This is a genomic window from Dactylosporangium sp. CA-092794 (assembly GCF_050948465.1).
GTDB lineage: Bacteria > Actinomycetota > Actinomycetes > Mycobacteriales > Micromonosporaceae > Dactylosporangium.
In genome coordinates, this window is the sequence record NZ_CP192044.1 from 5,392,836 (window position 1) to 5,412,877 (window position 20,042).

At 73.8% G+C, this 20,042-nt stretch carries 18 protein-coding genes; 11 read left to right on the top strand and 7 right to left on the bottom strand.

The genetic code is table 11. From position 1 onward, the window contains the following. Nucleotides 1-144: 144 nt before the first annotated feature. The 3 genes from ACQPXD_RS23180 (at nt 145) to ACQPXD_RS23190 (ending at nt 6,219) form a co-directional block, all read left to right on the top strand. Entirely contained in the window at nt 145-1,485 is a 1,341-nt protein-coding gene (locus ACQPXD_RS23180; protein WP_432841821.1) for a condensation domain-containing protein, read from the top strand. Between the two features lie 3 nt (nt 1,486-1,488). Further along, nucleotides 1,489-3,336 carry a N,N-dimethylformamidase beta subunit family domain-containing protein gene (locus tag ACQPXD_RS23185; RefSeq protein ID WP_432841823.1) on the top strand — a complete coding sequence of 616 codons (1,848 nt, stop codon included), beginning with the start codon at nt 1,489-1,491 and terminating at the stop codon, nt 3,334-3,336. 84 nt (nt 3,337-3,420) lie between these two features. Next, nucleotides 3,421-6,219 carry an ATP-binding protein gene (locus tag ACQPXD_RS23190; RefSeq protein ID WP_432841825.1) on the top strand — a complete coding sequence of 933 codons (2,799 nt, stop codon included), beginning with the start codon at nt 3,421-3,423 and terminating at the stop codon, nt 6,217-6,219. Here the strand turns inward: ACQPXD_RS23190 and ACQPXD_RS23195 are convergent. Beyond that, nucleotides 6,216-6,482 (bottom strand): hypothetical protein, encoded by a 267-nt coding sequence (locus ACQPXD_RS23195; protein ID WP_432841827.1) that lies wholly within the window; start codon nt 6,480-6,482, stop codon nt 6,216-6,218. The genes ACQPXD_RS23190 and ACQPXD_RS23195 overlap by 4 nt on opposite strands. A 317-nt stretch (nt 6,483-6,799) precedes the next feature. On the opposite strand from ACQPXD_RS23195, the gene ACQPXD_RS23200 reads away from it, so the two are divergent. After that, nucleotides 6,800-7,780, top strand: a complete 981-nt coding sequence (locus ACQPXD_RS23200) for a cellulase family glycosylhydrolase (RefSeq protein WP_432841829.1) — start codon at nt 6,800-6,802, stop codon at nt 7,778-7,780. Between the two features lie 3 nt (nt 7,781-7,783). Here the strand turns inward: ACQPXD_RS23200 and ACQPXD_RS23205 are convergent, their stop codons facing one another. Beyond that, on the bottom strand, nt 7,784-9,304 hold the full coding sequence (locus tag ACQPXD_RS23205; RefSeq protein WP_432841831.1) for a glycosyltransferase family 2 protein: 1,521 nt from the start codon (nt 9,302-9,304) through the stop codon (nt 7,784-7,786). Nucleotides 9,305-9,492: 188 nt separating this feature from the next. Here ACQPXD_RS23205 and ACQPXD_RS23210 point away from each other — a divergent pair, with 188 nt between their 5' ends. The 7 genes from ACQPXD_RS23210 to ACQPXD_RS23240 all read left to right on the top strand — a co-directional run bounded on the left by ACQPXD_RS23210 (nt 9,493) and on the right by ACQPXD_RS23240 (nt 16,674). Next, nucleotides 9,493-10,134, top strand: a complete 642-nt coding sequence (locus tag ACQPXD_RS23210) for an NADPH-dependent F420 reductase (RefSeq protein ID WP_432841833.1) — start codon at nt 9,493-9,495, stop codon at nt 10,132-10,134. Nucleotides 10,135-10,308: 174 nt separating this feature from the next. Next, entirely contained in the window at nt 10,309-11,514 is a 1,206-nt protein-coding gene (locus ACQPXD_RS23215; protein ID WP_432841835.1) for an MFS transporter, read from the top strand. A 143-nt stretch (nt 11,515-11,657) separates the two neighbouring features. Further along, a complete protein-coding gene (locus ACQPXD_RS23220) occupies nt 11,658-12,695 on the top strand; it encodes a Gfo/Idh/MocA family protein (RefSeq protein ID WP_432841837.1) in 1,038 nt (345 codons plus the stop codon). A gap of 123 nt (nt 12,696-12,818) precedes the next feature. After that, nucleotides 12,819-13,355 (top strand): PadR family transcriptional regulator, encoded by a 537-nt coding sequence (locus tag ACQPXD_RS23225; protein WP_432841839.1) that lies wholly within the window; start codon nt 12,819-12,821, stop codon nt 13,353-13,355. Beyond that, nucleotides 13,352-14,056 (top strand): ABC transporter ATP-binding protein, encoded by a 705-nt coding sequence (locus tag ACQPXD_RS23230; protein ID WP_432841841.1) that lies wholly within the window; start codon nt 13,352-13,354, stop codon nt 14,054-14,056. Before ACQPXD_RS23225 ends, ACQPXD_RS23230 begins: the two co-directional genes overlap by 4 nt. Further along, nucleotides 14,053-15,612, top strand: a complete 1,560-nt coding sequence (locus ACQPXD_RS23235; protein WP_432841843.1) for an FtsX-like permease family protein — start codon at nt 14,053-14,055, stop codon at nt 15,610-15,612. The genes ACQPXD_RS23230 and ACQPXD_RS23235 overlap by 4 nt, the downstream gene beginning before the upstream one ends. A gap of 90 nt (nt 15,613-15,702) precedes the next feature. Beyond that, nucleotides 15,703-16,674: an NADP-dependent oxidoreductase gene (locus ACQPXD_RS23240; RefSeq protein WP_432841845.1), complete on the top strand. Its 972-nt coding sequence runs from the start codon at nt 15,703-15,705 to the stop codon at nt 16,672-16,674. Here the strand turns inward: ACQPXD_RS23240 and ACQPXD_RS23245 are convergent. From ACQPXD_RS23245 to ACQPXD_RS23265, 5 genes are read right to left on the bottom strand one after another with little or no spacing between them, the layout of a single operon-like run. Beyond that, nucleotides 16,654-16,779 (bottom strand): hypothetical protein, encoded by a 126-nt coding sequence (locus tag ACQPXD_RS23245; protein ID WP_432841847.1) that lies wholly within the window; start codon nt 16,777-16,779, stop codon nt 16,654-16,656. The two genes, ACQPXD_RS23240 and ACQPXD_RS23245, sit on opposite strands and share 21 nt — an antisense overlap. Before the next feature lie 18 nt (nt 16,780-16,797). Further along, nucleotides 16,798-17,772, bottom strand: a complete 975-nt coding sequence (locus ACQPXD_RS23250) for a transporter substrate-binding domain-containing protein (RefSeq protein WP_432841849.1) — start codon at nt 17,770-17,772, stop codon at nt 16,798-16,800. 23 nt (nt 17,773-17,795) lie between these two features. Then, complete coding sequence (locus ACQPXD_RS23255; protein ID WP_432843934.1) at nt 17,796-18,548, bottom strand: amino acid ABC transporter ATP-binding protein; 753 nt, start codon at nt 18,546-18,548, stop codon at nt 17,796-17,798. Nucleotides 18,549-18,556: 8 nt separating this feature from the next. Then, a complete protein-coding gene (locus tag ACQPXD_RS23260; RefSeq protein ID WP_432841851.1) occupies nt 18,557-19,495 on the bottom strand; it encodes an amino acid ABC transporter permease in 939 nt (312 codons plus the stop codon). Continuing rightward, on the bottom strand, nt 19,492-20,007 hold the full coding sequence (locus ACQPXD_RS23265) for a GNAT family N-acetyltransferase (RefSeq protein WP_432841853.1): 516 nt from the start codon (nt 20,005-20,007) through the stop codon (nt 19,492-19,494). The genes ACQPXD_RS23260 and ACQPXD_RS23265 overlap by 4 nt, the downstream gene beginning before the upstream one ends. Between the last annotated feature and the right edge of the window lie 35 nt (nt 20,008-20,042).

Consider the following 20,042-nt stretch of genomic DNA (forward strand, 5'->3'; position numbering starts at 1 on the left):
GGGTCGTTCGCGGCGGCGTCCGGATCCGCTGACCCGGACGGGCGGGACGCCCGCGATGGTCGGGTTGCCGCTGTATTGACAGGCGTTGAACGCCGCGGATTCAATGAAGCGCCGGAGTCATACCCTGACGAAAGCGGGGCAGCGATGACGGAACGGATCCCCATCGGGTTCACCGGTGCGCGCGGCGGCGAATGCGGGCTCAGCTGGGGCCAGATCGCGATCTGGCGCGCGATCCAGCGTCTCGTCCCCGATGACGCGAGCCTCAACATGAGCTGGGTGACCGCCCTTGAGGACGAGGGCATCTCCGTCGACACGCCACTGTCGAGGATCACCGGCACGGTCGCATACATCATGGGCCGCCACGAGTCGTTGCGCACGAGGGTCCGCCTCGACGAGGTTCGCGGCCCGCGGCAGATGGTGGCGCGGGACGGCGTCATCGAGCTGAACGTCGTCGACGCGGAGCGGGCCGGGGCCGGCGCCGCGGCCCGGCAACTGCAGCGAGCGCTCACCGAGCCGGCGTTCGACTACCCCGACGAATGGCCGCTGCGGGTCGGCGCGGTGCGCGTCGGCGACGTCGTCACGCACGCCGTCTTCGCCATCTGCCACCTCGTCACCGACCGGGGTGGGCTCACCGCGCTCGTGCGCGACGTGCTGGACAGCCTCGCCGGCCAACCGACCCTCGATCCGCCCGACCGCCAGCCCTACGATCAGGCGCTGCACCAGCAATCCGACGCCGGGCGGCGGCAGAGCGAGAAGGCGCTGCGGTACTGGGAGCGCCACCTCCGCGCCGTCCCCCACAGCCGCTTCGGCCAGCCCGACGGCGAGCCCCGGTTCGTCAGCGCCACCCTCAGCTCACCCGCCGGCGACCAGGCCGTCAGTCTGCTGGCCGACCGGGAGCAGGTCAGCACGTCCGCGGTCATCCTCGCCGCCGCCGCCGTGCAACTCGCCCGCCAGACCGGCGCCCGCGAGGCCGTCCTGCAGGTCATCGTCAGCAACCGGTTCCGCCCCGGCCTCGCCGATTCGGTCGGGCCCGCCTCGCAGGACGGCCTGTGCGTCATCGAGGTCGGCGACGACGAGCTCGGCCCCGTCATCGGCCGGGCCATGCGTGCCTCGATGCAGGCGTACCTGCACGCGCAGTACGACCCGGTCGCCCTCGATGCGCTCGTCGCGCGGCTCGGCGACGTCGACCTGTCCTGCTCGTTCAACGATCGTCGCTTCGACGCGCAGACCCCCGTCTCCGCCGCGGCGGGCGTCAGCGCCGCCGGGCTGCGCGCCGCGCTGCCGCGCACGACGCTCACCTGGGAGCCGGTCGACCATTACGGCGCCCGCTACTTCCTGCACGTCAACGCCGTGTCCGGCGTGCTCGACCTCACCCTCTTCGCCGATACGAGCGTCTTCGGCGCCGCCTCGGTCGAGGAGCACCTGCGCGGCATCGAGACACTGCTCGTGGCCGAGGCGCTCGGCGCGCTCACCGTGGCCGCCTAGCCATTGCCCGCCTACGCTCACGCCACCTCGTGCACCCCTGGCGGGACCCTGCGCTTCACCCTGCTCGGCCCCGGCCCGGACACCGTCACCGTCCACGACGCCACCGACGACCGTCCACTGCTGACGGCCGACGTCGACGGTCCTGTGTGGACACTCACCGTGCCCGGGGACTGGCCCAGCTCCCTCTACCGGGCCGTCTTCAAGAGCCGGGACATTGAGGTGTACTTCGTGGTGCGCCGCCCGGCCGGCGACCCGTCCGCCGCCATGCTCGTCTCGGTGCCGTTCGCGACCTGGCAGGCGTACAACCGCTCCGGCATCCCCGGCGAGAGCCTCTACTACGCCGAGGAGCCGACCAGGGCGGCCCGCGTGTCGTTCGACCGCCCCGGCGGCGGACCGCCCCCGGAGCGCTGGGAGGACGGGCTGCTGCGCTGGCTCGGTCCGGCCGGCTACCGGGTCGACTTCTGCTCCAACCTCGATCTGCACGCCGACGGCCCGGCGCTGCTGCGCGGATACCGCCTGCTCATCGTCAACGGCCACGACGAGTACTGGTCGAAGGAGATGCGCGACGCCGTCGAGTCCTTCACCGCGGCCGGCGGCAACGTCGCGTACTTCGCCGCCAACACGGCGCTGTGGCAGGCCCGCTTCGAGGACGCCGGCCGCACCATGGTCTGCTACCGCGACCCGGTGCGCGACCCCGTCGCCGCGCTCGACCCGGCCCGCACGACGGTCGAGTGGGCGGCGGCCCCGGTGCACCGCCCGGAGAACACGATGACCGGCGTCGGCTACCGCCACGGCGCCGGCGCGTGGGGCGACTTCATGGACGTCATGAAGGAGACCGACTACACGGCCCGCTTCGCCGAGCACTGGGTGTTCGCCGGCACCGGCCTGCGCGACGGCGACCGGTTCGCGACCGGCGCGGTCGGATACGAGACGGATGCCGCGCTGTACCAGGACGTCGACGGTGTACCGCGCATCACCGGCGGCGACGGTACCCCGCCGTCGTTCGTCATCCTGGCGACGGCGGACCTGCGCCACTGGCGCCGATACGGCCAGGGCGGCCACGCGACGATGGGCGTGTTCCGGCTGGGCGCCGGCACCGTGTTCAACGCGGCAACGGTGAACTGGGGCAACACGCTCGCCGACCCGGTGGTCGACCGGATCACCCGCAACGTCCTGGACCGCCTCGCCGCGCCGCCGGACCCGTCCCGCTGGGACGCGATCGGACCGGCCCCGGAACTGGCCGCGCTGGTCGCCTGCGAACACGCCTTCTGGGCGCTGGCTCCGGACGGCACGCTCCTGGTCCGCGCCGCCTGCGCCCAGAACCTCCCCTGGCATCCGGCCCCGGCCGGGGCGCCCCGGGATGCCGCCGATGATCCTCCGGTGTGCCTCGCGGCGCCGCGGGAGGCCGTGCGCGGCATGGGGGTCGGGCTGTACGCCGTCACACCGCGGGGACGGCTGCTGTACCGCCCGCCGGTCCGGGAGCCGGCGCGGTGGGAGGAGATCGGCACCGCACCGGACGGCGTCCTGGCGCTCGCCAGCGCCGACGGGACGCTCTTCGCCGTCACCGCAGACGACCGGATCCGCTGCCTGCCGCTGGCCCGGCTCGCCGAGGGGGACTGCTCCTGGCCTGACGCCGGGAGCGCCGGGGGAGCGGTCAGCCTCACCGCGGCCGGCGGGCTGCTCTTCGCCGTCGACCGCGACCACCGGCTGCGGATCCGGCTGCCGACGGCCACGGAGGCGACCTGGTCGGACCTCGGCCCGGCCGGCGACCGCACCGTCATCGCCGGGTACGACGGACGTCTGGCCGGCGCCGGCGGCGACCGGTTGCTGCGGTGGCGCGACATCAAGTGAGCCCGCGTCGGGCAGCGCCAGGGCCGCCGGGGGCGCGGGGCCTGGCGCGCCGGGGCGGAGCCGGTCAGGCTTATGGTCTTTGGAATGGACACGCTGGCCGGGTCGGCCGGGCTCGTCGCGCGCGATCACGAGCTCGGGATGCTGCAGGAGGCGCTGCGCCGTCTGCTGGACGGCCGCGGAGGGGCGGTGTGGGTCGAGGGCGAGCCGGGCATCGGCAAGTCGGCGCTCGTCCGGGCCCTCACCGGCGCCGCCGCGCAGGCCGGCTGCCTGGTCCGGGTGGGGGTCGGCGTCGATCTGGCCGAGGTGTTCCCGTTCCGTCTCATGGCGGACTGCCTCGGCGTGCGGCCGGACGCCGACGACCCGGCGCTGGCGGACATCGCCCGCCTGCTGCGGGGGGAGCCGGACCGCGACGACCGTGCGGCCGCTCCGGGCGAGCGGATGCTGGAGGTGGTCGACCGGTTGTGCGCCGCGTCGCCGGTCGTGCTGGTGGCCGAGGACCTGCAGTGGGCCGACGAGCCGAGCCTGGCCCTGTGGAGCCGGTTGAGCCGGTCGGTCGACCAGATCCCGCTCCTGCTGGTCGGTTCCTGCCGGGGGGTGCCGCACCGACCGGCGCTGACCCGGCTGGGCATGGCGGTGCGGGACATGGCCGGCACCGTGCTGCCGCTGCGTCCCCTCGGGACCGGGGAGACCATCGCGCTGGCGCGGCAGTGGCTGGGGGCCGAGCCGGGCCCGCGCCTCGCCCGGGAACTGGCCCGGGCCGGTGGCAACCCGCTCTACCTGCGCGAGCTGGTCGACGCCTGGGTCCGCGCGGACAGCCTCGCCGTGACCGGCGGCGCCGCCGAGCTCGTCGCGGGGGCCGAGGCCGTGCCCGCCTCGGTGATCGACGTCGTCGGCCGGCGGCTGGGCTTCCTGTCCGAGCCCACCTCGCGGGCGCTGCGGCTCGCCGCCCTGCTGGGCACGGAGTTCGGCATCGCCGAGTGGGCGACGGCCGCGGGGTCGCCCGTGACCGAGCTGGCCGCGGTCGTCGACGAGGCACTGGCGTCCGGCGTGCTCGTGGACGGCGGCCGGGGGCTCGCGTTCCGCCACGACCTGATCCGCCAGGCCATGCTCGAACAGCTGCCGGCCGCGCTGCGCGCGGCCATCCACCAGGATCTGGCGCGCCGGCTCGCCCAGGCCGGGCACCGGGCCGAGGAGGTGGCCCGGCACCTCCTGGTGGGCGACGGGCTCGACGACTGGGCCCTGACGTGGCTGGCCGAGGTGTCCGACCCGACGGTGTCCACCGCGCCGCACCTCTTCGCCGAGCTCAGCGAGCGCGCCGTCGGCCGGATCGCCGCCGACGACCCGCGCTGGGCCTCGCTGGCCTCCCGCCTCGCGCAGACGCAGTACCAGGTCGGCGCCGACGGACCGGCCGCGCAGACCTCGCTGCGGGTGCTGCGCACCGTGCGGGATCCCGAGCTCGCCGGCCTCATGTGGGTGCTCGCCGTGCGCGCGCTGGGCCGCTCCACCCGCTACACCGAGTCCGCCGAGGCGGCGGCGAAGGGTCTGGAAGATCCCCGCCTGCCGGCGCACTGGCAGGCGCGGCTGCGGGCCTGGGCGGCCCAGACCCGCTTCGAGCTCGGCGACCCCGACGGGGGCTATCGCCTGGCCGCGGTCGCCCTGGCGCAGGCGCGCGACTGCGGCGACGACCTCGGCGCGGGATATGCGCTGAAGGCGATGGTGTGGTGCTCGACCGGGGAGGAGCAGCTGCGCTGCGCCGACGAGGCGCTGGCGATCCTGGGTCACGACGCGGAGTCGACCGACCTGCGGGTCCTGCTGCTCAACGCGAGCCTCGGGCTGCTCGACGAGCTGGGTGCGGTCGAGCGGTACGACGCCCTGCTGCCGCAGGCCCTGCTCGCCGCCGAACGGCTGGGCACGGCCAGATCGTTCTGGGTGCCGGCGACGGCGTCGGAGGTGTGCTACCGCCGGGGCGACTGGGACGAGGCGCTGCGGTTCCAGACGCTGATCCCGGACACGATCGAGGCCCTCACCTTCGGCACGGTCGGCATCCGCGCGGAGATCGCGTTCCGCCGGGGCCGGTACGGGCCCGCCAGCGGCTACCTGCAGGCCGCCGGCGTCCTCGACGGCGATCCGGGCGGCCGGATGGCCCGCGAGCTCACCCGGCCCCTCATGCTGCGGGCCGAGCTCGACGGCGACCTCGCCCGGGCCCTGGCCCACGGCCGTGACCTGCTCGCCAGCCCCATCAAGCACGTCCTCGGCGCCACCGGCGTCGTCCACTCGCTGATCCGCATCGCCCTGGCGCTCGGCGACGAGGCGGCCGCGGCCCAGACGCTCGACATCGTCCGGCGGTACCAGTTTCCCGAGGTCGACGCGCAGTGCTGCGCGGCGCTGATCGAGCGCGACGCCGACGCGTTGATGAGCGCGGTCGACGGCTATGCCCGGCACCGCTGGCACTGTCTCGAGGCGCTGGCGTGGGAGGAGGCCGCGGCCCAGTTCGCCGCCGACGGCGCCGGGCAGCGCGCGCACGCCGCCCTGACCAGCGCCATCCAGCTCTACCAGGACTTCGGTGCCGAGATGGACATCCAGCGGGCCCGGTCCCGGCTTCGGCTGCTCGGCGTGCGGGCGGGCGCCCGGGTCGCGCGCCGGCGCGCCAAGCAGGGCTGGGACGCGCTCACGCCGGCGGAGGAGCGGGTCGCCCGCCTGGCCGGCCAGGGGCTGTCCAACCCCGACATCGCCGCGGCGCTGTTCGTCTCGCGCGCGACGGTCCAGACCCACGTCTCCAACGTGCTGGCCAAGCTCGGCGTGCGCTCCCGGCTCGAGCTCGTCCGCCGTTTCGCCGCCACGCCCGAGCCGGACGGCGACCTCACCCACCAGCCGCCACCCTAGCCGGCCTCGTCCAGCTGCGACCGTGCGCTCCCGATCGCCGCATGCAGCGCGTGCATGGCATGGTATGCCCGCAATTCGAGGGCTTTCTCCGTGATCTTCAACGTCCGGGCCACCTCGCTGACCGACCGGCCCCGGTAGTACAACTCGATGAGCACGCGCCGATCGTCGGCGCTGAGCTGGCGGAACGCCCGCTGCGCCACGAGCGCGCGGAGCATCCCGCCTCGTGCGCCGCCGGCCGCGGTCATCGAGGACGATCCGACCATGTCCGCGGTCCCTCCCTGACGCTCACCCCGAAGGTATGGGGGCCGCCGCGCCGAGTCATCAATCACCTCAATGAGGCTTCGACCGCCGCCTGGCGATCCGCACCGCGCCGTTGTCCCATATGCGGGTATGCCGAGCGCTTGCGGTGTTCGGGGGGATTTGCGGGTGAATCGCCGGCCCGTACACTGGCCGGAACGTTGCCGGGGGCCCTGCGGGGTCGCCCGGCGTTCTCAGGCCCGGCCGTGCCCGGGCGGGTGCCGCGGCCGGCGGCCGGAGCCGAGAGAGATTCATGAACAAACCCGCTGTTACGGTGGGTGTGGTGTGCGCCGCACTCATCGCGATCGTGTTCGCCGTCGCGCATCCCGCCCGGTCGGGCCGGTCGCAGAAATCCCCGCAGCAGACGGCCGGGCTGCACGTCAGCGGCCGCGACATTCTCGAGGCCGACGGCAACCGCTTCGTGATGCGCGGCGTCAGCCACCCATACGCCTGGTACCGCGACCAGAACCGGTCCTTCGCCGACATCAAGCGGCTGGGCGCCAACTCGGTGCGGGTCGTGCTGACCGCCGGCGTGGCGGCCGGCGAGGTAGCGGACGTCATCGCCGAGTGCAAGCGCAACCGGCTGATCTGCGTCCTGGAGTACCACGACACCACCGGCCACGGCGATGCGGGCGGCGGCAGCAGCACGCTGGACCAAGCGGCCGCCTACTGGGTGGCGCTGCGCGACGTGCTGGCCGGCCAGGAGGACTACGTCGTGGTCAACCTCGGCAACGAGCCGTTCGGCAACACCGAGGCGCGGGACTGGACCGGCGCGACGAAGGCGGCGATCGGCAAGCTGCGCGATGCCGGCCTGCGGCACCTCGTCATGGTCGACGGCCCGAACTGGGGACAGGACTGGTCGGGCGTCATGCGCACCAACGCCGCGTCGGTGCTCGCCGCCGACCCGCGGCGCAACACCGTGTTCTCCGTGCACATGTACGGCGTCTACGACACCGCCGCCAAGGTGACCGGCTACTTCGACGCCTTCGCCACCGCCGGGCTGCCGCTGGTGGTCGGCGAGTTCGGCTGGAAGCACTCCGACGGCGACGTCGACGAGGACGCCATCATCGACGGGGCCCAGGCCCGCGGGATCGGCTACCTGGGCTGGTCCTGGAGCGGCAACGGCGGCGGCGTCGAGTATCTCGACACCGCGCTCGGGTTCGACCCCGCCCGGCTGACGGCCTGGGGCCGGCGGCTCTTCGACGGGGCCAACGGCATCCGGGCCACCGCGAAGGAGGCCACCGTCTACGCCGCCCGGCCCTGAGCCTCACGACGGCTTGGCGATGACCAGGAACTTGTTCTCCGTCCGCCGGGCGAACTTGATGAAGCCGCGCAGCCCCGGGACGCCCTCGAGCAGCCCGAAGAACGGGATCAGCGTCACCACCGCCAGCGCCTCCCACCACCGGCGCCGGTCGTCGGCGGAGACGCCCGCGTTGACCCGCAGGCCCTCCCAGTACATCCAGATGGTGTAGGCCATGTTCAGCGCCCACAGCGGAATGACCACCAGCGTCACGGGAGAGGTCCGTGGATCGGCCAGCAGCACGCCGACGAGCAGGACGACACCGACGTTCTGGATCGGGCCGACGACCCACGACAGGACCGAGTAGCCCAGCAGCACGCGGTTGCGCAGCTGCAGCGACCGGTTGAACACCAGGCCCGCCAGCCCCCACGACCAGCGTTCGCGCTGCCGGAAGAAGTCGTGCACGCTGGCCGGCGACGCGCCGTAGGACCGCCCGGCGAACCAGCCGCTGCGCCCCTCGTAGCGGGCACTGAAGATGAGCGCGAACTGCGCGTCCTCGACCAGGGTCCGCGGGCCGAAGTCCCAGCCGATCGTCGCCTCGACCGAGGCCCGCACCAGCAGCAGCTCGCCGTGCACGCCCGCGCGCGGCGTGCCGCTGCCCGTCCACGCCGAGAACCGGCCCACGTCCTCGGCCGGGCGCACCGAGTCGGCCAGCCAGGTGAGCCGGTTGAGGGCGTACTCGCGGGGGTACGTCAGGATGCCCTGCGCCAGATGCTTGGCGTCGCCGCCGGCCTGAGCCTGTTCCGCCACGAAGCGGGCCATGGCCAAGGCGGTGTCGGGTCCGACCCCGGTGTCGTCGTCCATGTGCAGCACCCACACGTCGTCGCCGTCGTCGTGCTCGCGGATGCGCAGCTCGTGCGCGTAATGCGCGGCCCGCGCCTTGAACCGGGTCCCGTTGGCGGTGCGGTACTCCCGCGGCACGGTCACGAGCCGGACCAGCTCGCTGCCGTCGGCCAGCCCGGCGATCCGCTCCGCGGCCTCGCTGCCCTCGTCGACCACGATGTCGACCCGCAGCCGGGCGAAGCGCTCCGGCAGGTAGGCGAGGTAGGAGCGGATCGAGCGTTCGAGCGCGGGATAGATGTCGTGCCGGCCGATCGTGGGCACGACGACGACCAGGAGGCTGTCGCTGATCGCCGCCTCCCGCCCGGCCCAGCGGGCCTTCGACTCCCGCAGCGCCCGGCGGGTCCGGCGGATGCCGACGATGCCCGTGAGCGTGTTGAAGATGGGCCACGTCCACAGCACCGTCAGTGGCCAGCCGAGCACGCCGGCAAAAGGGCCGGTGACCCAGAAGGTGGCGATCACGATGACGAGATAGGAGAAAATCAGCGGCCGGTACGTCGGCCTCCAGCGGGTGAGTTTGCGCAGCAGTTCCCTTGCCTGCCGCGGGCCGCTCCAGGTCTGCGCGACCCGGAACTGCTCCGTGCTCAGCGCTTCCCGGCTCGCCGGCCGGGCGTCCCACTCCGAAGGGACTGCTTCCGATCCTCCCACGTCCGTATCTCCCCTGCGCTCGCAGTTGTCGCCGGGCACCGCATCAGGTACCCCTGCCCCGCCGGGCAAATCCGGGCGGCGCGGTTGTCCGGCCGCGGCCTGCACCGGCCAGGTCGCATCGCAGGGCATGCCGGGCGGCCGTGCGTCGGCCGGGAATACACGCCCGGCCTGATGCGCTGCTGCCCGGCGTGACAACTCTTGGAATCATCGGCGCCGGCCACATCGGCAGCGCTGTCGCAAAAGCCGCCATCGCCCTCGGCCACGACGTCGTCATCGCCAACTCGCGGGGGCCGGAGACACTGTCCGGCCTCATCGCCGAGCTCGGCCCGGCGGCGCGCGCGGCGACCGCGGCCGAGGCCGGCGCGGCGGGCGATGTGGTCGTCGTCACGGTGCCGTTCGGCAAGTACCGCGACGTCCCGGTGGAGCCGCTCGCCGGCAAGATCGTTCTTGACACCAACAACTACTACTGGGAGCGGGACGGGCGGTTCGCGGAGCTCGACCGCGGCGAGGCGACGACCGCCGGCCTGCTGCAGGCACACCTTCCGGAGTCGAAGGTCGTCAAGGCGTTCAACCACATCGGTGCCGCCGACATCAACCGTGATGGATCTCCGGCCGGCACGCCGGGCCGCCGGGCGCTGGCCGTGTCGTCCGACCACCCCGACGCGGTCGCCTTCGTCGTCGACCTCTACGACGGGATCGGCTTCGACGCCGTCGACGTCAGCCCGCTGAGCGAGTCGTGGCGGGTGGAGCGCGACCGGCCGGCCTACGTCGTCCGGCAGGACAAGGACGAGCTCACGGCCAACCTCGCCAAGGCGCCGCGCACCGTCTGACCGGCGGCCGGCGTCATTCGCCGGCGCGAATGTGATCGGGCGGGTCGCGGGCCGCACCGCAGGTGTGCCCCGTCCGCCCGGTCAGGATCGCGCAAGCGTCCGGAAAGCCGGGACACACGGCCGGCCGGGCGCTGATATGCTGCCGCAGCGGGGCCATCGCGGCGGGGGTGATCGATGGCTGTCGAGGCCGAGAAGCCGGACACCGCCACCTTCGGCAGCCTGCTGGGCAACCGGGAGTTCATGGTCGCTATCGCCGGTTTCGCCCTGCACAGCGTGTCGGCGGCGGCGATGTCGGTGGCGCTGTCGGTGCTGGTCTACGAGCGCACCGGCTCCCCGCTGCTCAGCGGCCTGGCCCTGGTGTCCAGCGCCTTGCCGTACCTCTTCGGCGCGACCTTCCTGCTCGCCTACGCCGACCGCATGCCGCCCCGCCGCGGCCTGGCCGGCATCAGCGTGGCCCAGGCGGCCGTCCTCGCGCTGCTCGCCACCGGGCTGCTGCCGGTCGCGGCGATGCTGGCGGTCAGCCTCGCGCTCGGCGCCGTCCTGCCGATCGGCACCGCCATCCGCTCGGCGCTGCTGCCCGACCTGCTCGGCTCCCACGAGTATGTGCTGGGCCGCGCCGTGCTCAACATGACCGGCTACATCACGCAGGTCGTCGGCTTCGCGGCCGGCGGGACCCTGCTCGCCACCACCGACGCGCCCGTCACGCTGTGGTTCGCCGGCGCGCTGTCGGTCGCCGCCTTCCTGACCCTGCGCTTCGGGCTGCGCCCGCGCCCGGCCCGCGGCCGCGCCGACGGCGCCGCCTGGCGCCAGACGTGGCGGGTCAACCGGCGCCTGCTCGCCGACCCGGCGGTCCGGGGCCTGCTCCTCGCGCACTGGCTGCCGCTGGCCGCCATCGCCGGCCCCGAGGCCGCCTTCGTCCCCTACGCCGCACAGCACGGCCGCCCGGAGCTCGGCAGCGTGCTGCTGTGGTCGGTCGCCGCGGGCGGCCTCGCCGGCGACCTGACCGTCGGCCGGTTCGTAGCACCGGCGTGGCAGGAACGGCTGGCGCTGCCCCTGGCCCTGTGGATGGGCCTGCCGCTGCTGCTGTTCGCCGCCGGCCCGGGCCTGCCGGCGGCCGCCGTGGTGTGCTTCCTCGCCGTGCTGGGCGTGGCCTATCAGCTCGGCCTGCAGCGGCGGTTCCTCGACGCCGTGCCGGAGGAGGCCCGCGGCCAGGCCTTCGGCCTGCTCCTCACCGGGATCGTGACGATCCAGGCCCTGGCCCAGACCGTCGCCGCCGCGCTCGCCGAGGGCATGCCGGCGCGGTACGTCATCGTCAGCTTCGGCGGCGTGGTCCTGCTGACCGCCCTAGGACTGGCCCGCCGGCTGCGGCCGGCGAACTGACCGCGGCCGGCGAGCTGACCGCGGCCGGCGAGCTGACCGCGGCCGGCGGGCTGGGCGCGGCCGGCGGGCGGCTGCGCGCCCGGCGGCCGGGCCGGCCGGTTACGATCGTCGGCGGGTCCCGCTTGATCATAAGGAGCACGCCCATGTCCACCTCCGCGCAGCCCTTGCGGGCGCTGTTGTTCGGTTACGGCCTGGCCGGCCGGGTGTTCCACGCCCCGCTGCTCGAGGCCACCGGCGACTACCGCATCGACGTCGTCGTCACCTCCGACCCCGACCGGGCCGCGGCGGCCCACGCCGCCCACCCCGGCGCCAAGATCGTCCCGGACGCCGACGCGGCCTTCGCCCTCGCCGGCGACGCCGACCTCGCCGTGGTCGGCACGCCCAACGACACGCACGTCGAGCTGACCCGGCGGGCGCTCGGCGCGGGCCTGCACGTGGTGGTCGACAAGCCGCCCGCCCTCACCGCCGCGCAGATGCAGGGGCTCATCGACGCCGCCGAGGCGGCCGGGCGCACGCTCACGGTCTTTCAGAACCGGCGCTGGGACGGCGACTTCCTCACCGTCCGCGACCTGCTCGCCTCCGGCGAGCTCGGCGACGTGTTCGTCTTCGAGTCGGCGTTCGAGTGGTGGAAGCCCGAGCTCACCGGCCGCCGCAAGGACCGCACCACCCCGGCCGACGGCGGCGGCATCGTCTACGACCTCGGGCCCCACCTCGTCGACCAGGCGCTGCAGCTCTTCGGCCCGGTCCGCGCGGTCCGGGCCGAGGTCGACGCCCGGCGCGCGGGCGCGGTCAACGACGACGACGTGCTCATCTCGCTGGAGCACGAGAGCGGCGTGCGCAGCCGGCTGTGGATGAGCAGCGTCGCCGGGCAGGCCCGGCCGCGGTTCATGCTGCGCGGCACCGCCGGCACCTACCTGGCCTACGGCCTCGACCCGCAGGAGCCGCAGCTCAAGGACGGTCTGCGCCCCGGCGACGAGGGCTTCGGGGAGTACCCGCGGCAGCGGTGGGGCAGCATCGGCGCCGGCGCCGCCACGCGGGAGGTGCCCACCCGCCCGGGCGCCTACCTGTCGTACTACGCCGAGCTCGCCACGGCCCTGCGCACCGGCTCCCGCCCGCCCGTCGACCCGCGTGACAGTCTCGCCGTGCTGCGCGTCATCGAGGCCGCTCTCGCCGGTTCGTGAAACGCCGGGCCGGCCCGCCGCCGGCGTAGAGCCCCAACGCCTCCCGCAGGCCCTGCCGCGGGAGGCGTTGCTGTGTGGCGGGCAGGGTTGACAGCCGCTATTCATTCGATGAATAGTGGGGCGGTGTCCGCGTCGTATGTGCTGCTCGGTCTGCTCGGCAGTGGGCCGAAGCACGGCTACGACCTCAAGCACGCGCACGATCGCACGCTGCCCAGGGCGAAGCCGCTGGGGTTCGGCCAGGTGTACGCCACGCTCGGCCGCCTGGAGCGGGACGGGCTCGTCACCCAGGCCGGCCAGGACCGCGCCGGCGGGCCGGACCGCACCACGTTCGCCATCACCGAGGCCGGGCGCGCCGAGCTGGAGCGGTGGGTCGGCACCGTCGAGCCGCCCGCCCCGCACGTCAGCGGCACGCTGCTGACGAAGGTGATGGTCGCGCTCATGTGGCCCGACGCCGGCCGTGCCCTGAGCTACCTCGCCGCGCAGCGCAAGGCCCACGCCGACCGGCTGCGTGAGCTCACCGCCGTGAAGACCGACCCGGGCGCGAGCCTCGGCGAGGTCATCGCCGCCGATTACGCCATCGCCCATCTCGACGCCGACCTGGACTGGCTGCGCACCACGCTGGCCCGCGTCGCCCAAGCGCAACCGGGGGTAGACCGATGACCCACATCCTGCAGGCGCGGGCGGTGGTCCGCTCGTATGGCGCGACACCCGCCCTGCGCGGCATCACGCTCGACGTGGCGGAGGGCGAGATCCTCGCCGTCACCGGGCCGAGCGGCTGCGGCAAGTCGACGCTGCTGCACTGCCTGGCCGGGATCATGCGGCCCGACTCGGGGGAGATCACCTACCTCGGCACCCGGGTCGACACGATGTCCGAGGCGGCCCGGGCCCGGCTGCGGCGCACCGCGTTCGGCGTGCTGTTCCAATTCGGCCAGCTCGTCGCGGAGCTCACGGCGGCGCAGAACGTCGCGCTGCCGCTGCTGCTCGCCGGCACGGGGCGGCGAGAGGCGCGCACGGCGGCGCTGACCTGGCTCGAGCGGGTCGGCGTCGCCGAGGTCGCCGACAGCCGGCCGGGGGAGATGTCCGGCGGCCAGCAGCAGCGCTGCGCGCTGGCCCGGGCCCTGGTCACCGAGCCGCGGCTGGTGTTCGCCGACGAGCCCACCGGCGCGCTGGACACCCTCACCGGCGAGCAGGTGCTGCGCCAGCTGGTGCGGGTCGCGCACGAGCAGCACACGACCGTCGTGCTGGTCACGCACGAGGCGCGGGTCGCCGGGTACGCCGACCGCGAGATCGTCCTGCGCGACGGCGTGCTCGACGAGAGCGGCCTGGGCATCGCCCTGCCGAGCGGCAGGCACGGCCGGTGAGGCCCGGCACGCTGCTGCGGCTCGCGCTGGCCGGGTCGCGGGTCGACACCCTGCGGATCGTGCTCACCGCGCTGAGCACCGCCCTGGCCACGCTCGCCGTGCTCACCGCGGCCAACGTCGTGGCCATCGGCCGGCTCTCGCTGCACGGCACCGGCTCCGACGAGTGGGCGGAGCAGTACAGCAACGCCCTGCTGCGCGAGCCCGGCCTGCGCCCCGGCGTGGTGCTGACGCTGCTGCTCATGACCATCCCGGTGTTCGCGCTGGCCGGCCAGTGCACCCGGCTGGGCGCGCCGGCCCGCGACCGGCGGCTCGCCGCCTTCCGGCTGGCCGGGGCCACGCCGCTGCAGACCGTCGCGGTCGCGAGCGCCGAGACCGGCGTCGCGGCGCTGGCCGGGTCGCTGGCCGGGCTCGGGGTGTACCTCGCCGGGCACCGCCTGCTTCACCGGCCCGACGCCGAGGGCAAGCTGCCGCTGCCCACCGACGTCTTCCCGCAGCCCTGGTTCACCGCCGTCGCGGTGGCGGCGATCCCGCTGCTCGCGGCGCTGGCGGCGGCGATCGTCATGCGCCGGGTGACGGTGAGCCCGTTCGGCGTCGTGCGCCGGGTGCGCCGCGCCCGCGGCCCGCGCCCGTGGGCGGGCGTGTTCATCGTGGCCGGGGTCGCCCTCATCGCCGGGGTCGCGTCCGAGTCGAAGCTGCGGGCGCACCTGAAGTACCCCGCACCGCCCGACTGGCTGCTGCCGGTGCTGCTCCTGGCGGGCGTCGCCGCCGCCGGCTTCGGGGTGGTGATCGGCACCGGCTGGCTGACCTACACGGCCGGGCGCCTGCTGGGCCGCGGCGCCCGCCGGCCCGCGACGCTGCTCGCGTCCGCCCGGCTCACCGCCGATCCGTGGAGCGGCAGCCGTACCCTCGCCGTCCTGCTCATCTGCGTGCTCTTCGGCGCCGGTGCCGCGGGCGTGCGGGCCCAGTTCGCCGCACTCGCGGAGGTGGAGCGGGCCGAGCTCCGGCTGGAGAACCCGGGCATCGAGCCGCAGGGCGGCCTCGCGGACCCGTTCTACCTGCGCACCATGGACCTCATCGACGCGGCGGTCTACTGCGCCATCGCGCTGACCGCGATCGCCATGCTCATCGTCGTCGCCGAGGGCATCGTCACGCGCCGCCGGGAGTATGCCGCGCTCGTCGCCGCCGGCGTGCCCCGCGGCACGCTCGGCCGCGCGATCCTGTGGCAGAGCCTGCTCCCGGCTGTCCCGGCCGTGCTGGTCGCGCTCGCGGTCGGCCTGAGCGTCGCCCGCACCTTCGGCGCCGAGGTCTCGGCGGGCGGCGGCACGATGACGACGTGCACGGCCAGCGCCGAGATCTGCGGCGCGAGCGGCCCGGACACCGATCCCGAGCACTGGACGACCGTGGTGGAGCCCCTGATCGTCCGGCCGGTCGGCATCCCGTGGCTGGAGCTGTCCCGCGCCGGCGGCGTCGCCCTGCTCGCCGTCCTGGCCACGACCGCCGTCGGCCTGCTCTTCCTGCGCCGCAGCACCGACCTCGAGGAAATCCGCGTCACCTGACCCGGGCCCGCCATGGCCTTGACAAGTGGAGCAGTGCCCCGATTACTATTCGGGGCACTGCTCCGAATACTGGCGTGTGGGGAGACGACGATGAAGGCAGTGCGGGTGCACGCGTTCGGCGGTCCGCAGGTGCTGACCTATGAGGAGGTGCCGGTCCCCGAGCCGGGGCCGGGCGACGTGCTGATCCGGGTGCACGCGGCGGCGCTGAACCCGCCGGACTGGTATGCGCGCATCGGGTTCGCCAACATCCCCGAGGACATGCGGCCCACGGGGCTCGGGCTGCCGTTCACGCCGGGCTCCGACGTCTCCGGGGTGGTCGCCGCCGTCGGGCCGGAGGTCACCCGGTGGCGGGTGGGCGACGAGGTGTTCGGGATGGTGCGCTTCCCCGAGCTCAACAACGGCGGGAAGGGCTACGCCGAATACACCACCTCTCCCGCGTCGCACCTGGCCCGCAAGCCCGCGAGCGTCGGCCACGTCGAGGCGGCCGCCGTGCCGATGGCCGGGCTGACCGCCTACCAGTTCCTCTTCGACCACATCGGGCTCGGCGAAGGCCCGGACCGGACAGTGCTCGTCAACGGCGCGGCCGGCGGCGTCGGCCACTTCCTTGTGCAACTGGCCAAGACCCGCGGCGCGCGGGTCATCGCGGTCGCCTCCGGCCGGCACGAGTCGTTCCTGCGCGGCCTCGGCGTGGACGAGTTCCTCGACTACACCACGCAGCCGGTGCCGGACCTGGTCCGCGACGTCGATCACGTCATCGACACGGTCGGCGGCCCGCACGGCTACCGGTTCCTGCCCACCGTCCGCCCGGGCGGCACGATCAGCCCGGTCTTCTTCGGGGAGTACCACCGCGAAGAGGCGGCGCGGCTGGGCATCACCTTCGTGGGCGGCCAGGTCCACTCCGACGGCGGGCAGATGGCCGAGCTGGCCCGGCTGATCGACGACGGCCGGCTGCGCGTGAGCGTCGACAGCGTCTTCGCACTGCCGGACGCCGCGAAGGCCCACGACCGCGCCGAGCGCGGCCACATCCAGGGCAAGATCGTGCTACGGGTCGCCGACGAGTGAGCGGATCACGCCGACCGCCTCGCCGGAGAACGGGTGGCCGGGCAGCGCGGCGCCGCCCAGCCATGCGGCGAGCGTCGCGTCGAGCCCGGCGTCGTCGTGGGTCACGCAGCCATCGTGCCAGCGTTATTTGGCTTCGCGCGGCAGGCCCGGCGGGTTCACCTTCGACTCCGGGATCGCCTCGTTGGACAGGCCCCAGCGCTTGAGCACCTCGGCGTACTTGCCGTCCTTGATGACCGCGTCGAGCGCGGCCGCGACCGGTTCGGCCAGGCCGCTGCCCTTGACCGTCATGGCGGCGATCCGGCCCTCGACGGAGGCGCCGCCGCCGGAGTAGGTGCCGGCGATGCGGGTCTCGCCCGCGACGGCGACGTGGTAGGCGACCGTCGGGTTGGGGCCGAAGTGGGCGTCGATGCGGCCGGAGCGCAGCGCCAGCTGGTAGTCCGAGGACTCGAAGTACGAGATGTTCACCGGCTTGCGCCCGGCCGCCTTGTTCTGCTGGTCCCACTCCAGCAGGATCTTCTCCTGGTTCGTGCCGGAGGCGACCGAGACGTTGAGCCCGGCGATGTCGGCCGGCGACTCGATCTTGGTGATCGTGCTGTCCTTGCGGACCTCCCAGGCCAGCTGGTCGACCCGGTAGGTGGCGAAGTCGTAGAGGTCCTTGCGCTCCTCGGTGACGGTGATGTTGGAGAAGCCCAGGTTGTACTTGCCCGACCGGACGGCCAGGAACAGGTTCTCCCAGGAGGTGTTTTCCAGCACCAGCTTCAGCCCGAGGACGTCGGCGACGAGCTGGGCGATGTCCGGCTCCGAGCCGATCAGCGTGCGGTCGTCGGTGGCCAGGAACTCAAGCGGCGGCGCGCCGTCGGGGTTCACGCCGACGACGAGCTCGCCCTTGTCGCGGACGGCGGCCGGGACGGTGGCGGCGATGGCGTCGATTTGCTGAGCCCGGACCCGGTGCTGCTCCGGGCTCAGGTTGACCTGCAGCGGGCCGTCGGAGCCGGACGGGGCGGCGCCGGCGGCGATGTCGCTGGGCGTGCCGCAGCCGGCGAGGGCGATGGTGACCGCGGCGGTGGCGGCCAGCACGGTGAGACGGGCGGGTAACAAAGGTCCTCCTTCGGGGGCGGGGTTCAGAGCACCTTGCTGAGGAAGGCGCGGGTGCGGTCGTGCCGCGGGCGGTTCAGTACCTCGTCCGGCGGGCCCTGCTCGACGATGCGGCCCTCGTCCATGAACACGGCCGTGTCGGCGACCTCGCGGGCGAAGCCGATCTCGTGGGTGACGACGATCATGGTGGTGCCGCCGCGGGCGAGGTCGCGCATGGTGTCGAGGACCTCGCCGACCAGTTCGGGGTCGAGGGCGGAGGTGGGCTCGTCGAACAGCACCACCTTCGGCCGCAGCGCCAGGGCGCGGGCGATGGCGACCCGCTGCTGCTGGCCGCCGGAGAGCTGCCGCGGGTAGACGCCGGCCTTGTCGAGCACGCCGACCCGGCGCAGCAGGGCCTCGGCCTCGGCGTAGACCTCCGCCCGGGGACGGCGCTGCGCGGAGATCGGCGCCTCCGCGACGTTCTCGATGGCGGTCAGGTGCGGGAAGAGGTTGAAGTTCTGGAACACGAACCCGATGTGCGTGCGCTGCTTGAGGATCTGCCGTTCCGTGAGCTCGTGCAGCCGGTTCCCGGCCCGCCGGTAGCCCATCAGCTGCCCGTCGATCGCGATGTACCCGCGGTCGACCCGCTCCAGGTGGTTGATGCTGCGCAGCAGGGTGGACTTGCCGGACCCGGACGGGCCGAGGACGACGGTCACCTCGCCGGCCCGCACGCGCAGGTCGATGCCGCGCAGCACGTGCAGCGCGCCGAAGCTCTTGTGCACGCCGCGCACCTCGACCATCGCGGGGCTCACGAGGCGGTCCGGGCGGCGACGAAGGCGCGCAGGCGTTGCAACGGCGTGGGCGGGAGGACGCGCGTGCTGCCCTTGGCGAAGTACCGCTCCACGTAGAACTGCGCGACCGACAGGATCGAGGTGATGATGAGGTACCAGATGGTGGCGACCAGCAGCAGCGCGATGATCCGGCCGTTGCGGTTGTAGATGACCTGCACCTGGTAGAACAGCTCGGGCAGGGCCATGATGTACACCACCGACGTGCCCTTGACCAGCCCGACGATCTCGTTGGCGGCGGTCGGGATGATGGTGCGCATCGCCTGCGGCAGGATGATCCGGCGGATCTGCCGGCCGCGCGGCACGCCCAGGGCGGCGGCCGCCTCCAGCTGGCCCGGGTCGACCGAGAGCACCCCGGCCCGCACGATCTCGGCCGCGTAGGCGCCCTGGTGCAGGGCCAGGCCTAGGGTCGCGGCGGTGACCGGCCCGATGAGGTCCATGGTGGCGACCTCGACGAACGACGGGCCGAATGGGATGCCGAAGGACAGGTAGCGGTAGAGGATCGCGAGGTTGTACCAGAACAGCAGCTGCAGGATCAGCGGCACCGAGCGGAAGATCCACACGTACGTCCACGCCACCGACGTCAGCAGCGGCACCTTGGACAGCCGCATGAGCGCCAGCACGGTGCCGATGACGAACCCGAGGACGATGCCGAGCGCGGTGAGCTTCAGCGTCAGCCAGGCGGCGCGCAGGATCGTCTCGTAGAACAGGTACTCGCCGACCACCTTCCAGTCCCAGGCCGGGTTGGTGACGAGGGCGTGCCCGGCCATCGCCAGCAGCACGGCGACGACGAGCGTGGCGAGCCACCGCCACGGGTAGCGGGCCGGCACCACCGGCAGCCCGTCGAGGTCGTCCATCGCGTCGCCGCCGGTGGCGGTCGCCCGGACGGAGGGCCTCATCGGGCGGCCGCGAGGGGCTTGTCGAACGCCAGATCGTCGTGGGTGGTGAGGTCCGCCGCCGGGTCGAACAGCGCGCGGTACCCGGCCGCCCGGTACAGGGCCAGGGCCTCGGGCTGGCGCGGGCCGGTCGTCAGGTAGACCCGCCGGTAGCCGCGCCGGGCCGCCTCCGCCTCGAGCTCCCGCAGCACCGCGGAGGCCAGGCCGGTGCGGCGGTACGGCCGGTGCGTCCACACCCGCTTGAGCTCGGCGGTGGAGGCGTCGAGGCGGCGGAAGGCGCCCCCGGCGACCGTCAGCCCGCCGCCGAGGACGAGCAGGAAGGCGCCGTCGGGCGCGGCGAACTCGGCCGCCGGGTGGCGGCGCATCTCCTCGTTGGGTCCGTAGCGGGCGAGGTATTCCTCGTCCAGTTCGCGCAGCATCGGCGCGGCGATCGGATCGAGCGGCGAGCTGTATCGGATCTCGAATCCGCGCCCGGCCAGCCCGTCATCGGCCGCGGTCATGAGAAACGCATTCATGATCCCGCCTAGAGCTACCTACAAAGTATGATTTG